Here is a 16,679-nt window from a genome sequence, read left to right on the forward strand (position 1 = left end):
TCCATTTTAAAAATGGATTGTTTTTTTATTGGAATAATATTATTTGATATGTTGAAAGCATGAATAGCAGAATAAACATTACCTGTTTTAGTTCATGCAACTGAACAAATATGATGAAAACTATGTGTATAGTTTTTTTAATTGCTTTTTTCAGTAACTCTAATGAAATCATAGTCTTTATTGTTTAAAGGTATTATTTTTAACATTATTGCTATTCAACATTTAGTACAAAAGTGATTTATAATATTATTATGTAAACTTAAGTTTTTAAAAGGAAAATGTAATAATTAATAGAACATGTAGAAGGGGATGCTTAAATATTTTGAAGGATAGGAGATTATTATGGAGCATTTACAATCAATAGCACAAGCTGTTTTAAGTGGTCATAAGGAAAAAGTAGCGGAGTTTATAAAGGCGAGTCCAAGTATTGTTAACGAATGTAGTGAAGATGGATGGACACCACTTCATTTAGCAGCTTATTTTGGACAGAAAGAAATAGCGAGTTTTCTTTTAGAAAGCGGTGCAGATATACATAGTAGAGCGAAAAACGAAAATGAAAATACGCCTTTGCAAGCAGCAATTGCGAACAAGCAAAGTGAACTTGTTGCTTTCTTAATTGAAAAAGGATCAGATGTAAATATTATGCAAAGTGGTGGCTGGACAGGACTTCACGAAGCGGCATTATTAGGAAATGAAGAAATAATTATGTTACTCCTTAAAAATGGAGCTAATAAGATGATAAAGAAATATGATGGGAAAACAGCGTATGATATTGCATTAGAAAAAGGATATGATCATCTATTACATCATTTGAAACAGGAAGTGAACTTATGATGAATAAATGGAGTGTTGGTATATTTTTATTTAATGAAGTAGAAGTGTTAGACTTTGCAGGGCCATTTGAAGTTTTTTCTGTAACTGAGGTGAATGAAGAAAAACCATTTACTGTTTATACCGTTAGCGAGAATGGGGAAATGATTACAGCAAGGAACGGATTGAAGGTACAGCCAGATTATAGTATTGAAAATTTACCACCAGTGGATATTTTAATAATTCCGGGTGGGCTAGGTGCTAGAGAATATGAAATAAAAAATGAAATAGTAATAAAATGGATTGGCCAGCAAATGAAAGAAGTAAAGCTGATGACGTCAGTTTGTACAGGAGCGCTATTACTGGCGAAAGCAGGTTTATTGGCAGGTTTAAAAGCAACAACACATTGGGCTAGTATTGAAAAGTTTAAAAATGAGTTTCAAAATGTTGAAGTTATAGAAAATGTAAAGTTTGTAGATGAAGGACATATTATAACATCTGCCGGAATTTCAGCTGGAATTAATATGGCATTTCATATTGTGAAAAACTTGTTAGGTGTGCATGTTGCGGAGGACACAGCGAAGCGAATGGAGTATGATATTAGTTTGCCAAATTAAAAAGCCCGGATTGGGCTTTTTATATTGAATGAATATAGTTAAGCTCTTCATCACTCAAAATAGGGCGAACAGATGCATTTGCATTTTCTTGTGCTTGCGTTCCTGACTTCGCACCAGGAATTACAACACTTACTGCCGGATGAGAGAGTACATAGCGAAGTGCAAGTTGCCCGAGGGTCTGATTTTTATTTGAGAGCAACCTAAGTTTTTCTACGGTTTGTAAGTCTTCTTGAAACCAAGTTTCATTTGGCCATTCTTTGCGTAAATCTCCATCTGGAAAAATTGTTTTATTTGTGAATTTTCCAGTTAAAATGCCCATTTTTAATGGACCACGAATAATAGCTCCTAGATTTTTCTCTTGTAAGAATGGTAATATATCTTTTTCTGGTTTTCGATTTAATATATTGTAATCAAGTTGTACGATATCAATTTCGTTGTTTTTATTGAAATGATGAATGTATTGTAAATCATGAGTCGAAACACCGACTGCTCTTACTTTGCCATCACGTTTTAATATGTCAAATGCACGTAGAAATGCTTCTGTTTCTCTACGATTATGCCACCAAATATGACAAAAATAAAGATCAATATAATCTGTTTGAAGACGTTGTAAACTTGTTTCGAATACGGCGATGATTTTTTCGGGAGTATCATATACAGGAACTCCATTAGGATCGTAGTGGTGTCCGATTAAACCACCTTTCGTTGCTAGGATAATATTATTACGATGTCCTTTAATCGCGGTAGCTACCAACTTTTCACTATGTCCTAAACCATACACATCCGCAGTATCAATAAAATTCACACCACACTCAATTGCTTTTTTTATAGCAGTTATAGATTGTTTATCGTTAACAGGTCCCCATTCATCACCACCGATTGCCCATGCCCCAAAACCTATTTCAGAAACAGTTATTCCAGTTTTACCTAATGTGCGGTAATGCATATTTCCCCTCCTTGTAAGCATGTTATAACATGGATATGTGGGGAAGGAATTTTGTGTGTAAAAAAACTCTTCTACAATAGTAGAAAAAGAATTACAGAAACTACTATTTTATAGCAGCATACATAAAAAATTTCGATGTAAATATGGAAATGTCGTCGAATGCTATCTTTAATTGGTTAATTTATGGGATATTTTTGTGAAGGAGTTTATTTTATAAGAATAGAATTTAGTTTAGTAAGAAAACGTGCCGATGGTAGTGAAAAATATGGGTTAGGGGGATTTGAATGAGGAAACTCAAACGAGTAAATGTTCCTAATATACCAGAGCAATCATCACAACCTAGTGACAAGCGTAAGATAAATAAAAAGAAGTTAAGGCGTCTTATTTTAATGGTCCTTTTTATTGCGGCAACTACTCTGTACGTTCAATATATTTTAACGAAACAACAAGAAGTAATTGATAAAAAGAAAGATATGATTACGGATCAAAAGAAACAATTAGTATCTTTAAAGAAAGATAAAGGTTCTTTAAAGACTAACATAGAAAATTTAACAGACGATGAAGAAGAAATTTTGAAGTTTGCGAGAAAAGAGTATCAATTTTCTAAGTCAAATGAAACTATATTTGTGATGCCAAAGTAATGAAAAAACAGTTAGCCATAGCTAACTGTTTTTTCATGTTTAAATGTCATGGTACAAGGAACAATCACATATTGTAAAAATGAAGAGTTTGAGATATTTTCACAATTATGGAATATACACTGAAATAAATATTGTTAAAATTCTGTTAATTGTATTATAATACAAGATAAGCGGATACATTTTTTAATCAACGTTGAGTTCATCGCTCATACGACTATTAAGAAACCCGTTATCCTCGTATAAGAAAGGAAGGTAGCTGTGTACGCTTCAAATACAATTTATGTCGTAGGGGATGCGAAAGCACCTCAAAATAATCCCATTACTGAAAAGTTTAAAAGCTATTTCGTAGCATTTGTTCTTGTTAAGGATACAGGGGAAATTGTAGATGCAGATTGCTCAGCGACAATTGCATTAACATCTCAATTTGTTAAATATTTATTTTTACATAAAAATATAAATGACCCAGCGTTAGTAATGGAAGTGAAGAACCGTTATTTCGGTTCTTCTCAAAAAGCGTTACTTGTAGCGCTAAAAGATGCACAGAAAAAATATAATCAGATTGCTGCTTTGTCTACTCAATCATAGACAAAATCCAGCCGTAAGAATCATTCTTATGGCTGGATTTTTTTATTCCACTAAAGTCCTACATCAAAAGCAAAGTAGAGAGATAGGAGAGTAAATGCTCAATAGGTTTACCTAATAATATGTGGGTATAAATTTCCGGTGGATTAAGATTTCACTTCATTGGAGAACGAAAGGATGAACAAAATGAAAATTACAGACGTAAAAGTAAATCGTAGACGTATAAAACTTCATACACCGTTTAAAACCGCGCTTCGTACTGTAACAGAAATTGAAAGTATAGATGTTTATATTCATACAGACGAAGGAGTGATTGGTAAGGGGGCTGCAGCCGCAACGCCAGTTATTACGGGTGATTTCACCAGTGGAATGGAAGAAGCGATTTTAGGACCGATGCGTTCATGTTTAATTGGTCAAGATATCATTCAGTTTCAGCAGTTACTACAGCGCATTCAAATGAGTTGTATTGGAAATTCAAGTGCGAAAGCAGCGGTAGATATCGCTTTATATGATGTATATTGCCAATATCAAAATGTGCCGTTATATGCATTGTTAGGCGGGAAGAAAGAAATTTATACCGATATTACAGTGAGTGTGGATGAGCCTGTATTAATGGCAAAAGAAGCGAAGAAACATATAGAAAAAGGATTTCAAACATTAAAGATTAAAGTGGGTAAAGAGGCGCATTTAGATTTGGAACGTATTGAGGCAATTCGAAATGTGGTACCAAGAAATACGACATTACGTTTAGATGCGAATCAAGGTTGGAGTCCAAAAGAAGCGATCTCTATCATTCAAGAGATGGAAAATCGTAATTTAAATATAGAATTTATTGAACAACCAGTACACGCGAAAGATTGGGATGGGTTAAAGTACGTCAAAGATCGTGTGCAAACGCCAATTATGGCCGATGAAAGTATATTTTCAGCAAGTGATGCATTAAAGCTCGTTCAAGGAAGATACGCAGACTTAATTAATATTAAATTAATGAAATGTGGTGGCATACGTGAAGCATGGCGTATTGCAGATATCGCAGAAACGGCTGGTGTGAAGTGTATGGTGGGAAGCATGATGGAATCTTCACTTTCCGTTAGCGCTGTTGCACATTTAGCAGCAGCACATCCTAATATACATTATTTTGATCTTGATGCACCGCTTTGGTTAATGGAAGAGCCAGAAGGAATGACTTATTCTGGATCAAAGGTAAACCTTCAATCAACAGTGAATAGTAAGTCTTAGGAGAAGAGACTAGTAAACTATTTTTTTAAGGGGGATATATATGAAAAAAGTAGGAACTGCATTTTTAACAACTTTATTTATATTTTCATCGTTTACATCGGCAAATGCTGAAGAAAAGAAGGATAATAAAGCATATATAGATGTATCTGCTGCAACGTTATGGACAGCACCTGATTCATTAAGGTCAATCGATACACCGAGTGCAACAAATCCAGTGGATCTTTGGAAATGGACGAAATCAATGACACTTGACGAGAAACTATGGTTAACAAATGCAAATAAATTAGAAACACAAGCGTTACTCGGTCAAGAAGTAACTGTTATTGATAAGAAAGGCGAGTGGGTGAAGGTATTAGTGCATGGACAGCCAACACCACGAAATGAAGAAGGTTATCCGGGCTGGATGCCTGAAAAGCAATTAACATATAATCAAGAATTTGCAGATAAAACAAATGAACCTTTTGTGTTAATAACAAAGCCAACAGCGATTTTATATATAAATCCTTCTGAAAAACATAAATCACTTGAAGTCAGTTATAATACAAGACTGCCGCTATTAAGTGAAGACACAATTTCATACCGTGTATTGTTGCCAAATGGTCAGAAAGCATGGCTACGAAAAAATGATGGAACAGTTTACCGTTCTCAAACTGATATTCCAAAACCGACAGCTGATGATTTAATTAACACAGGGAAAATATTTTTAGGTTTACCGTATATATGGGCTGGTACAAGTGGTTTTGGATTTGATTGCTCTGGCTTCACGCATACGATCTATAAATCGCACGGCATTACAATTCCGCGAGATTCTGGACCGCAATCAAGAGCAGGAATTGCAGTTGATAAAGAAAACTTACAAAAGGGAGATTTAATCTTCTTTGCACATGATCAAGGGAAAGGTAGTGTCCATCACGTTGCAATGTATATTGGTGATGGCAATATGATTCACTCACCAAGAGCTGAAAGGTCGGTAGAGATTATACCGCTAAATACACCAGGATATATAGAAGAATACGCTGGTGCACGTCGTTACTTACCTTAAAAATAGAGGGGGTTTTCAAATGAAAAAAATTGTTCGTTACTCATTAGTTAGTACTCTATTAGCTTCTTCATTTTTAGTTGGCTGCGCAAAAGAAAAAACTGCAACAAAGCCGAAAGATGAGAAGAAAGTATTGCAGTTACTAGAAATAGGTGAAATTCCGTCGTTAAATTCAGGAAAAGTAACAGATGCAGTCTCGTTTAACGTTTTAAATAACGTAATGGAAGGACTATTCCGTTTATCGAAAAATGATGAAGTAATTGAGGCAGGCGTACAAAAATATGAAGTGAGTAAAGATGGAAAGACATATACATTCCAATTGCGTGATGCGAAATGGTCTAACGGAGATCCAGTAACCGCTCATGATTACGTATACGCTTGGAAGCAATTGATTAATCCAGATACCGCTTCTCAATATGCATACATTGCGTACGATGTGAAAAACGCTGAGAAGATAAATAAAAAACAACTAGGTCTAGATGAATTAGGAGTAAAAGCGAAGGATGATAAAACATTCGTCGTAGAGCTAGAACATCCTGTACCGTATTTTACGAAATTATTAATTTTACCATCCTTCTATCCAATTAACGAAAAATATGCGAAAGAGCAAGGTGATAAATACGGATTAGAAGCAAATAAAGCGGTATATAATGGACCATTTACATTATCAGAGTGGAAGCATGAAGCTAGCTTTACAATGAAGAAAAACGATAAGTATTGGGATAAAAAAGAAGTGAAGTTAGATGAAGTAAACTATCAAATTGTAAAAGAAATTTCAACTGCGGTAAATTTATATGAAACAGATAAAGTTGATAGAGCTGTTATTTCTACAGAATTCGTAGATAAATATAAAAATAATAAAGAGCTAAAACAATACACAGATCCAGTTATGTACTTCTTCCGATTTAATGAAAATGTACCGATTCTTAAAAATAAAAATGCAAGGCTTGCGCTAAGTACAGTTTTTGATAAGAAAGGACTCGCAGATTCATTTTTAAATGATGGTTCGGTTGCTGCAAATTATTACGTACCAAAAGGATTCTTAAAAGGCCCAGATAAGAAAGATTTTAGAAGTACGGCTGGTGAGTTTAATAAGACGAATGTAAAACAGGCGAAGGAATATTGGGAGAAAGCAAAACAAGAGACAGGTACAAATGAAGTGACGTTAGAACTATTAAATTATGACTTAGAAAACTTTAAAAAAGTCGGAGAGTACATTAAAGAGCAGCTTGAGAAAAATTTACCTGGATTAAAAGTGAATGTGAAATTACAGCCACATACGCAAAAATTAGCACTTGAGAAGAAGAAAGAATATGAAATGTCGTTATCACGCTGGTTACCGGATTATCCAGATCCAATGACTTACTTAGAAGTATTCCTTTCTGGAAGCAGTGTTAATAATACAGAATATGCAAACCCAGAATATGATGCGTTAATTAAGAAGATTAAAACAGAATTAGGTAATGATGAAAAGGCTCGCTGGAAAGCAATGCAAGATGCTGAAAAAATGCTACTTGATGATGCAGTAATTGCACCGGTATTCCAGCGTGGATTATCTTACTTACAAAAACCATATGTGAAAGATTTATATGTACATCAATTTGGTCCATCTACAAGTTTAAAATGGGCAGATGTACAAAAATAAAAGAATGGGGAAACAGACTTCACGTGTGTGATAGTCTGTTTTTTGTACAGTTCCGAATGAAATATAGACATTTCATATGTTTTTTCACGACTTAAAAATAAAATTATTACTAAAATTCCAGTGTGAAATTTATGTAGAATCTTGTATAATTAACGTGTTTCTATGGAAACATTTTCTGGCGCTATTTATATAGGGCTTAATAGAACAAGGAAGGAAATACATACATGTATATAATAGATAAATAGAATGGAACATGTATAGAGAAAAAGGAGAGAAAAGATGACGTGTCAAAAACAAGGGTTACAAGTTAATAACGATAGAAAGAGGGACAGAAGATGAAAATGAAGCATGCTTTTGGTCCTATAATTTTAGCGTGTGTGCTGTTTTTCATTATCATTCTAATCCCATCGAAAAGTTTGGTATCGCTTATTAGTGATAAGAAGGTAGAAGATGCGGCAACTTCTTTACAAAAAGAGAAATTACAAAGTGCTTTCTTACAGCAAAAAATGTTAGATAATTCACAGTATTTACCGATGTACGGTTCATCAGAATTTTTACGAATGGATGCATATCATCCGTCTAATTATTTCAAAGTAAATCCAGCTGGTTTTACACCGTTTTTAATTGGAACTGGCGGTACACAAAGTTTAGCTCATATTTTAAATATGACATCTACTATGGATGAATTAGAAGGTAAAAAAGTAGTCTTTGTTCTTTCACCACAATGGTTTACAAAGACTGGTGTATCACAAGGGGATTTCACTAATAATTTCTCCAAACAACAAGCATATCATTTTATTTTTAATGATGAGATAAATCCAGAAATGAAGAAGCAAATCGCGAAACGGCTATTAGATTATAAAGTTGTTCAAGAAGATGATATATTAAAAAATTCATTAGAAGGTATTGTATATAATGATACGAAACATAACATAAAAGCAGGTTTAGTTAAACCACTTGCTTATATGCATCGAAATATTTTAGATCATAGAGATTTATTTAACTCTTTATTTAAAATCGAACCGATGAAAGAGAAAACAAATAGCGGACTTCGTTCAATTTCTTGGGAAGATGCACGTAAACACGCAGAACAAGAAGGGAAAGCTGAGTCTACTACAAATACATTTGGAATTGAAAATCCGTATTATCATAAGAATAATCTGAAGAAAAAACTTAAAGGTTTAAAAAACTTTAGAGCAAATGAAACATATGATGAATCACCAGAATATAATGATTTACAAATTATTTTAGATTTATTTAAAGAGAAAAATGTCAAACCGCTCTTTATTTCTGTACCTGTAAATGGGCCTTGGTATGATTATACTGGATTCCCGAAAGAACGCCGTGAAGTGTATTATAAAAAAGTTCGAGAACAGGTTGAGAAAGCAGGATATCCAGTAGTTGATTTCTCTGGCCATGAATATGATAAGTATTTCTTAAAAGATACGATTCATTTGGGCTGGAAAGGTTGGATTTATTTTGATGAAGCAGTGCAGAAATTTTATTCTGAGAAATAAAGTATAGAAATCGGAATGGCTATGAGCCGTTCCGATTTTTTTAGTATAGAGGATTTTGGTGAGGACAATTTGGGAATGCATGTATATCTTGAACCTGTCTATAATCATAATGTTTCATTGCGAACTGAGCTTGATAAAGGTATTCATACACATATAATTGACCATCATGCGCTGAACATAATACGCCGGAAGTTCCTTGCCCATTTATGAAGGAAATACCGATAGGGCGTCCGATTAAGTATGGTATTTTTTGCTGCCAATGCATAGGGGAATCACTCCTTTTTGAGATAATATACGAAAAGAATGATCGAATGGTTGCTTATCCATGTAAATGTAGATGGAAAGGTGTTATATAATTTCTGAAGATTAATTCATATATAAATAAAAAACCGCTATAACTTCGAATGAATTTATAGCGGTTTTTATTATATTCTTAAGCAAGATTTTTGCGCTTTTTTGTCCATTTTTTTATAACGAAGTATAAAAGTATAAGTACGACGCCACCAATTGCAAATGATTTCACATACGGACCAGCAATATCGTTTATATTCTCCCAATTTTCACCTAGTTTTTCACCTAAATAAATGAAAATAATAGACCAAGGGATAATCGCAAGTGCTGTTAATGTAGTGAAACGTAGTAAAGGCATTTTTGTAATACCAGCAGGAATTGAAATCGCATGACGCACTACTGGAATGAAGCGTGCTGTAAAAATGACGCCAGTTCCGTAACGATTAAACCAATCTTCTGCAGCATCTATTTGTTTTTTATGTATGAAAATATATTTTCCATAACGTTCTAATATAGGGCGTCCGCCGTATCGTCCAAGCCAATAAATAAAGATTTGGGCAATAACACCGCCAATTGTACCGAATACAACTGCGCCTATAAATGAGATACTACCATTGAATACTAAGTATCCTGCATAAGCAAGGACAATTTCACTTGGGATAATCTCAATCATAAGTCCAAGCATAATGCCCCAATAACCTAATCCTTCAAAAAACGTTAATACTGAATGAATAAAACTACTTAACATTGTTGCACCTTCTAATTTATGGATTTTTGAATATATGCCCCTTTACTTAATAATATAAAAGGTTCACTATATGTATATTATACCTTATTCATATAGGGGATTGCTATTTCAATTCTTTTATGTCTCCCATAAGTATTATAGTAAAGGATATAAGCCACGTTTTCATGAAGGGTTAATGAAAAGATTATTAAAAATTTCTTATAAAAAAATAGAAGCATTTCTGCTCCTATTTTTTAAGGCTTCACATCTAAGTTCTGTAAAAATAACGTTGCTGTTACGTAACGTTTTGCTAACATTTGTACATAAGCGGTATGTACAGAAAGGGTCGCAATAATAATAGCGTTACGAATTGCTTCGCGTTGTTCGTTATTAATTTGATCGAACTTGCTTGCGATTTTATCAGCTTTTTCTTTTACGATGTTTTCAATTGTATGAACTGTATCTGTTGCATTTAGTTGTAAGCAATTCCCTTGATTGAGTTCTTCAAATAGAGAAGAGTATGCTACATATAAATGAACAGGATTGATTAAATCATCACTTCGATCGGCTGGGTCATTAACGATAAGGCGTAATAGCTTACGAATTGATTCAAAATCAAGTGCTGTTTTTAAATCTTCGACAATGAACAGTAAGGCTGCTTGTTCAATCGAATATTTTTTCCCTTTTTGAGGAGAGCCAATCATTTCTTTTATATCTCGTTTCACCCAGTTTTGCATAGCAGTTACAGAGAAACTTGTGTTTTCAATCTGATTGCCAAGCGCAACTATTTCATTTAAAGAAAAACCGACATCAGTATCGTCAATTTTAATCAGCTTTTCAAAAATAGGTGAAAGTGCGGTAGTAATAAAAGCTGTAACGCTTTGTCCGCTTTCAATATCTTTTTTATGTGACTTTGCCCAAGCTTCTTGTAAAATACCGAGAGGCTTTTTCGTATTCCATCCTCTTAGTGATAGAAGAAGGGTAGCCATTTCGTTTCGTGTGAGATGAAATGTTTCCATCTTTTCACCTCCAAAATAATAAAAAGTTCTTATGAACTTATAATATGTTTTGTTTCATTTAAAGTCAATTCTGTTTTGCTTAATTTTTCCTTTGTCACCAAACTGTCGGAAGTAAATAATACTTGCATATTTCGACAAAAGTTCATATAATAAGTTCATAAGAACCTTTAAAATGTTCTTAAAAACAAATCTATCATTCTGAATTTACTAGAAAGATAGATTTCACATATATCTATATAAAAGGAGAATGGATATAATATGTTGAAAAAACTTGTAGCAGTAATGACAGCATTCATGGTTATCTTTGGGGCTAGCAGCTTTATGTTCGTAGATCATGCAGCAGCGAAAAGTTACAAATCTGGTAAAAAATCATTTACACCAAGTTCAGGTCAAAAGTCAAAAGTTGATTTAAACAAAAAAGACTCAAATGTAAATTCTCAAAAAACGACTCCAGATTCAAAAACGAAAGCAACAAACACAGCACCAAAAAGTAATAAAGGAAGCTTTATGAAAGGTTTATTACTAGGTGGTCTTGGTGGTTTACTAATGGGTAGCTTATTTGCAAATATGGGAGCTCTTGGTTCTGTATTAGCGTTTATGGTAAATATGTTAGTAATGGCTGGTATCGTAATGTTAGCAGTTCGTGCATTTAAATACTTCAAAGACCAACGTAAAAAGAAGGCAGATGAAGTAGCATGGAAACAATAAAAATTTCTGAACAAGAATTAATAAATGCGCTTTGCGTATATATAGCTGAAAAAAGACAAGTGGGTCCAGAAGAAGTGTTAGTTGAACTCATGTATGACGATGACTACGGTTTCTCTGCGGAAGTAGAGGTAAATGGTCGCCAGCAAATTTTAATTCAAGCAAACTTAATCGAAGCATTACGCTTATTGCTTGACAGAGAATATAATGTCAATTCATTCGCAGCGAGATTACAACTTGAATTAGATGATGAAGAAGGTATTTACGCATTAGCGAAAATTAACAGTGACGAACAATAAGACTGTTAGGGCTTTATGCTCTAGCAGTTTTTTTATTTTAATTTCTATTATTAGTATGTTTCCTATTTTGGGATAAAATTCAATTATTAATAAATGAATGAATTGGTAAAAATATGTTATTCTTATTAAGAATGTTTTATATTAATAGGAGGATATTATGAAAAAGAAATTATTAGCAACAATAGCTGCGGTATGTTTATCTTTAACTGCTTGTAATTCAACGGAGCAAACAAAAGATGTACAAGCGAACGAAAAAAAAGATAACAATACTGAACAGCAAACAGCAAAAACTAGCCCGAAAGCTAAAGAGATAAAAGAAAAAAGTGCAGTGGAGAGATTATCACAAGATCATAGTGTTTCGTTAGAAGGTGATGGCGCGAATTCTTCTGATTTTTTTGAGTTAAAATCCGGATTTGTTATTGCGGAAGTAGAACATACAGGAGAAAGTAATGCAATTCTAGAGTTAAAAGATGAACAAGGTAATGACTCTGGTTCACTTTCGAATTTTATTGGTAATGGAAAAGAAAAACGTGTAGTTTTATTAAACAAGAGTGGAAAATATTTTATTAATCCAATGGCAGATGGTCACTGGAAAGTGAATATGTCTCAGTCTATTCCAATAGATAAAGTAGTAACAGCTCCAGGAACAATTAGTGGTCACGGATCTGATGTTGTTTTTGTGAAGCTTGAAAAAGGTTTGAAAGAATTGCATGGTGTACATAAGAATGGTGAAAGTAATTTTGTAGTTGATTTAAACGATAGCATGATATTTAATGAAATTGGTGCTGCCGATACTACGAAAAAAGTACCTGTAAAAGAAAATGGTATACATATATTCACTATTCAAGCTGATGGTGATTGGACAATCGAAGTGAAATAATTTGAAAAGCTCTCCTTATGTTTTTGATAAGGGGAGCTTTTTGACAAATAAGTCTTATTAAATAATTTCTTGTTGTTTATAGAAATCTTTATCATTTGTTTGGAATTTATGCCATAAATTATTCATCTTTCGTCTACCGATATCTACCATCGGATTAAACTGAATTGCAGCTTTCTGACGAACAAAGTGAACGTTTTGAATGGCGTGATATAATTGTTGGTCGACTATATCACGTTTTTTACTTGCATATTTAGCAATTGATAGACCTGCAACAGTTCCTTGCGCCATCGCAATTTTTCCGCTTTCAATGCCTGTAATATTGCCAGCTACAAATAAACCTGGAAGAGGGGTTTCCATTGTTTCGGAATGGAGAGGAACGTGTCCGCCTAATTCTGAAATGTAATGGAAGGGACAACCAGCTACAGCTGCAAGTTCGGCAAGTGGGTATAATCCCCCGGCAATACAAACAAAATCTGCTTCATATATTTTCTCTGATCCATTAATAACATTTCCTTTAGAGTCAATATTAGCAATACGTACACCTTCAACTTGATCTGTTCCGATAATTTCAAGAGCTGCTTTCCGAAGGTGAAGTGGCGTTCCGTTTATTTTCATTCCGCTGTTTGGATAGAATGTTAATCCAGCTTTTCGAATCCAATCATATTTCATAAAGTGGCTACCTATTCGTAAAATAGCAGAAGGAGCGAGATGTGCTGCATTTAAAAGAGAGTTTAAAACTTCTTCAGGTTCACCAGCTTTTTGACTTAACTCGCTTTTTTCAGGGAGTACAATATGATCTACTTTAATTCCCGCTAATTGCAATTCACTTAAAATGGCGAAAGACAAAATGTTAGCACCAATAATGATTCCTTTTTTTCCAACTTGCACGCGATGAACATTTGTCATAACTTGAGCTGCTCCAATTGACATCACTCCTGGAAGTGTCCAGCCTGGAAGGGGAATAGAATATTCCGCAGCACCAGTAGCAAGTAGTACGAACGGTGCTTCTAACGTACCGATATTAGTATGTACAAACCAATTGTTTTCATCTTTATCTAAATTATAGACCGAAACACCGCACCTGATATGTACTGAAAGTGATTCTGCTTCTTCATGAAGTCGCTTCGATTCTTCTATTCCGTTCCACCATTCTCCAGTAGGCTCTTGATGCAACTGTCCTAACAATCTCCCACCCGGCTTCATAAATTCATCAATAACGAGCACTTTTAGTCCGAAACGAGCACAAGAGATAGAAGCAGATAATCCCGCTGGTCCTGCACCAATGATAATTACATCACTCATCGTTTTTTCACCATCTCTCTCACGATATTCGGATGCTGTTTCCCGCTTTCAACAACCATGTTTTCTTCTACAACAGTTAAGCATGCGCGTACATTTGTTTGATTATTTACTGTCACGCGGCATTCAGAACAGTGCCCAATATTACAATAAATACCTCGCGGTGTCCCGCTATCTTCATGAACTCTTAATGTCCGTATTTCATTTGCTAACAGGGCAGCAGCTATCGTTTCATGTTCATATGCTTCGTATTGATGACCGTTAAATTGAAAAGTAATACGCTCACTACTTTGTAAAGTACCTAAAATAGGGTGATGTGTAATTCTACTCATTTACTTTCACCTACCGATCCAAAAGTAACTGCACGTATTGGTGGTTGATATTTTAACGGTAGTTCATTAAGAGTTACGTCAGGATTCGCATTTTCAATCATTCGATCTATCATTATTCTGCATGTACGACCACCGCAAAATCCCATGCCAGCACGTGTTCTTAGTTTTAATTCTCTTGCCGAGCAGTTATATTCAGCAATTGTCGATTGAAGTTGTCCGTATGTAACCTCTTCACAACGACAAACGATTAAGTTGTTTTTATTGGTCATGTGTATTCCTCCTCTAGTTCGGTTTGCACAAATTATATATGCAAAAATCATGCCAATATAGAGGAAGGGGAGAGAGCTACCTGTAAACGCCTAATCGGTGCATACTGCTTCTTTATTGAAGTCCAAGTTTTTTTAAACGGTTATATAAAGTAGCCCTTGTTACGCCAAGTTGTTTTGCACATTCTAATTTATTCCCATTTAAAATTCGTAAAGCCCTTTCAATAACTTTTTTCTCATGCTCATCCATCTCTTCTTGTAAAGAAAGGATTGTATTATTGTTGCTGAGTAATAGGGAATGAGCTGTATGATTGTCTAAATTTTCGGTTGTATGAAATGGTAAATATTCTTGTTTTATAATTCCGTCTGTCGCAAATACCACAAGTCGTTCAACAACGTTTCGAAGTTCGCGAATATTACCTGGCCAATTGTAATGAAGCAGTTCATGCATAATGCTTGAAGGTAAGTCACGAATTGGTCTGTTATAGTTGATTGAAAAATCGTTTAAGAATGAGTATGTGAGTTCGATAATATCCTCTCGTCTTTCACGCAGCGGTGGAATATGCAGGCTAACTACATTTAAACGATAATATAAATCTTCTCGGAAAGTTCCTTTTCTCATTTCTTCTTGTAAATCCCGATTTGTAGCAGCGATAATGCGGAAATCAATATTAATTTCTTTTTCTCCGCCAACTCGGTAATACTTTCGTTCTTGTAGTACACGTAACAGTTTTACTTGCATATCGAGCGGCATTTCGCCAATCTCATCGAGGAATAAAGTACCGCCTTGTGCGAGTTCGATTTTACCTTTTTTCCCTTTACTATTCGCTCCAGAAAAGGCCCCACGCTCGTAACCGAATAATTCACTTTCAAATAAAGCTTCTGGAATTGCCCCGCAGTTAATCGAAATGAAAGGCGCCTTCGCTGCTTCACTTGCTTCATGAATTGCTTTCGCAAATACTTCTTTTCCAACTCCGCTTTCCCCAAGTATTAAAACAGTTGATTTCACCGAACAAACTTTTCTAGCTAATTGTATCGTTCTTTGTATAACAGGACTTTTCCCATTCATCGCAAGGAATGGATCGGATTCATCTTTATACTTTGCCACTTCTTGTTCTAAACGGTGCATTTCATGTGACATATTAAATAGTTTTTCATTTAAAGCGACTTGATTTGTAACATCTGTTTCTGAAACGACTGCTCCTATAATTTCATCATTACAATAAACTGGATTTGAATTAATTAATACGAATAAATCGGGACGAGGCTGATGGAACTGAGCGACTATATTTTTTCCATCATGTAAAGATTGTAAAATTTCCAAGTCTTTATAATCAAAAAAACGAGTAATCGGTTGCCCAATAATCTCATTATGGTTGACTGAAAATATTTTTTCAGCACCATCTGTCCAAGTTCGAACGCATTCTTTACTATCAATGACTGTAACAGAAGAGTCAGTTGTTTGTATTACGGTGTTATAAAATGACTGTAGTTCATTGTAGGACTTATAAAGAAATGGAATCATTTGCTGAGAGGTTATACAGAATATCGGCTCATCATTTTCGTTAAGGATGATAACAGCTAATTCATAAGAAAAAGCGTCAATTAATGTAGTGAATGAGTCATCTACATAAATAATGGCGCAATTATATTCTTCTGTAGTAGAAGGGAGATAATAAAACCTTCCGTTTACTTGCTTAATGTGATTAAGGCTACATGTATGATCGATTAAAATACTTTCCAAAAACTCTTGTATAGTCGGAAATGAAAATGCCATAATATCCTCCCGTTATGTATAAAAAATTTGACAGTGATAAAAAAATAA

General features: G+C 34.3%; 19 protein-coding genes. 11 read left to right on the top strand and 8 right to left on the bottom strand.

The features are described 5' to 3' along the window. Positions 1–342: 342 nt before the first annotated feature. Positions 343–834 (top strand): ankyrin repeat domain-containing protein, encoded by a 492-nt coding sequence (locus MHI28_RS02545; protein WP_000400687.1) that lies wholly within the window; start codon positions 343–345, stop codon positions 832–834. Continuing rightward, positions 831–1,427 carry a DJ-1/PfpI family protein gene (locus MHI28_RS02550; protein WP_000981420.1) on the top strand — a complete coding sequence of 199 codons (597 nt, stop codon included), beginning with the start codon at positions 831–833 and terminating at the stop codon, positions 1,425–1,427. Before MHI28_RS02545 ends, MHI28_RS02550 begins: the two co-directional genes overlap by 4 nt. A gap of 19 nt (positions 1,428–1,446) precedes the next feature. Here MHI28_RS02550 and MHI28_RS02555 read toward each other — a convergent pair whose 3' ends face one another. Continuing rightward, the gene (locus tag MHI28_RS02555) at positions 1,447–2,373 is read right to left on the bottom strand and encodes an aldo/keto reductase (RefSeq protein ID WP_000559361.1); all 927 of its coding nucleotides are present in this window, start codon (positions 2,371–2,373) and stop codon (positions 1,447–1,449) included. Between the two features lie 284 nt (positions 2,374–2,657). Here MHI28_RS02555 and MHI28_RS02560 point away from each other — a divergent pair, with 284 nt between their 5' ends. The 6 genes from MHI28_RS02560 to dltD all read left to right on the top strand — a co-directional run bounded on the left by MHI28_RS02560 (position 2,658) and on the right by dltD (position 9,036). Further along, positions 2,658–3,014, top strand: coding sequence for an FtsB family cell division protein (locus MHI28_RS02560; RefSeq protein ID WP_001228736.1), 357 nt, complete (start codon positions 2,658–2,660; stop codon positions 3,012–3,014). 258 nt (positions 3,015–3,272) lie between these two features. Then, positions 3,273–3,599 carry a DUF3870 domain-containing protein gene (locus MHI28_RS02565; RefSeq protein ID WP_000271322.1) on the top strand — a complete coding sequence of 109 codons (327 nt, stop codon included), beginning with the start codon at positions 3,273–3,275 and terminating at the stop codon, positions 3,597–3,599. A 174-nt stretch (positions 3,600–3,773) separates the two neighbouring features. Continuing rightward, positions 3,774–4,835, top strand: a complete 1,062-nt coding sequence (locus MHI28_RS02570) for a dipeptide epimerase (RefSeq protein ID WP_001038451.1) — start codon at positions 3,774–3,776, stop codon at positions 4,833–4,835. A 40-nt stretch (positions 4,836–4,875) separates the two neighbouring features. Next, a complete protein-coding gene (locus MHI28_RS02575; RefSeq protein WP_000755431.1) occupies positions 4,876–5,877 on the top strand; it encodes a C40 family peptidase in 1,002 nt (333 codons plus the stop codon). A 19-nt stretch (positions 5,878–5,896) separates the two neighbouring features. Further along, positions 5,897–7,519: a peptide ABC transporter substrate-binding protein gene (locus tag MHI28_RS02580; protein WP_000725187.1), complete on the top strand. Its 1,623-nt coding sequence runs from the start codon at positions 5,897–5,899 to the stop codon at positions 7,517–7,519. A 335-nt stretch (positions 7,520–7,854) separates the two neighbouring features. Then, a complete protein-coding gene (gene dltD, locus MHI28_RS02585) occupies positions 7,855–9,036 on the top strand; it encodes a D-alanyl-lipoteichoic acid biosynthesis protein DltD (RefSeq protein ID WP_000782291.1) in 1,182 nt (393 codons plus the stop codon). A gap of 40 nt (positions 9,037–9,076) precedes the next feature. Here the strand turns inward: dltD and MHI28_RS02590 are convergent, their stop codons facing one another. The 3 genes from MHI28_RS02590 to MHI28_RS02600 all read right to left on the bottom strand — a co-directional run bounded on the left by MHI28_RS02590 (position 9,077) and on the right by MHI28_RS02600 (position 11,073). Next, positions 9,077–9,301, bottom strand: coding sequence for a hypothetical protein (locus MHI28_RS02590; RefSeq protein ID WP_000558692.1), 225 nt, complete (start codon positions 9,299–9,301; stop codon positions 9,077–9,079). A 168-nt stretch (positions 9,302–9,469) separates the two neighbouring features. Then, entirely contained in the window at positions 9,470–10,075 is a 606-nt protein-coding gene (locus tag MHI28_RS02595; protein ID WP_000952913.1) for a DedA family protein, read from the bottom strand. A 233-nt stretch (positions 10,076–10,308) separates the two neighbouring features. Beyond that, positions 10,309–11,073: a DUF1836 domain-containing protein gene (locus tag MHI28_RS02600; RefSeq protein ID WP_000447231.1), complete on the bottom strand. Its 765-nt coding sequence runs from the start codon at positions 11,071–11,073 to the stop codon at positions 10,309–10,311. A gap of 258 nt (positions 11,074–11,331) precedes the next feature. On the opposite strand from MHI28_RS02600, the gene MHI28_RS02605 reads away from it, so the two are divergent. From MHI28_RS02605 to MHI28_RS02615, 3 genes are all read left to right on the top strand, one after another. Next, positions 11,332–11,781, top strand: coding sequence for a hypothetical protein (locus MHI28_RS02605; RefSeq protein ID WP_000914478.1), 450 nt, complete (start codon positions 11,332–11,334; stop codon positions 11,779–11,781). Then, positions 11,769–12,077 (top strand): YxcD family protein, encoded by a 309-nt coding sequence (locus tag MHI28_RS02610; RefSeq protein ID WP_000447761.1) that lies wholly within the window; start codon positions 11,769–11,771, stop codon positions 12,075–12,077. The genes MHI28_RS02605 and MHI28_RS02610 overlap by 13 nt, the downstream gene beginning before the upstream one ends. 157 nt (positions 12,078–12,234) lie before the next feature. Next, entirely contained in the window at positions 12,235–12,957 is a 723-nt protein-coding gene (locus tag MHI28_RS02615) for a hypothetical protein (protein WP_000727978.1), read from the top strand. A gap of 57 nt (positions 12,958–13,014) precedes the next feature. On the opposite strand, the gene MHI28_RS02620 is transcribed toward MHI28_RS02615, so the two are convergent. The 4 genes from MHI28_RS02620 to MHI28_RS02635 form a co-directional block, all read right to left on the bottom strand. Next, positions 13,015–14,259 (bottom strand): NAD(P)/FAD-dependent oxidoreductase, encoded by a 1,245-nt coding sequence (locus tag MHI28_RS02620; protein WP_001286087.1) that lies wholly within the window; start codon positions 14,257–14,259, stop codon positions 13,015–13,017. After that, positions 14,256–14,588: a (2Fe-2S)-binding protein gene (locus MHI28_RS02625; RefSeq protein ID WP_000087063.1), complete on the bottom strand. Its 333-nt coding sequence runs from the start codon at positions 14,586–14,588 to the stop codon at positions 14,256–14,258. Before MHI28_RS02625 ends, MHI28_RS02620 begins: the two co-directional genes overlap by 4 nt. Next, entirely contained in the window at positions 14,585–14,857 is a 273-nt protein-coding gene (locus tag MHI28_RS02630; protein WP_000182619.1) for a (2Fe-2S)-binding protein, read from the bottom strand. The genes MHI28_RS02625 and MHI28_RS02630 overlap by 4 nt, the downstream gene beginning before the upstream one ends. Positions 14,858–14,969: 112 nt before the next feature. Then, entirely contained in the window at positions 14,970–16,631 is a 1,662-nt protein-coding gene (locus MHI28_RS02635) for a sigma-54 interaction domain-containing protein (protein ID WP_000885738.1), read from the bottom strand. Positions 16,632–16,679: the final 48 nt, after the last annotated feature.

Origin of the sequence: Bacillus sp. FSL K6-0268, assembly GCF_038005425.1 — a bacterium.
Taxonomy (GTDB): Bacteria; Bacillota; Bacilli; order Bacillales; family Bacillaceae_G; genus Bacillus_A; species Bacillus_A thuringiensis_S.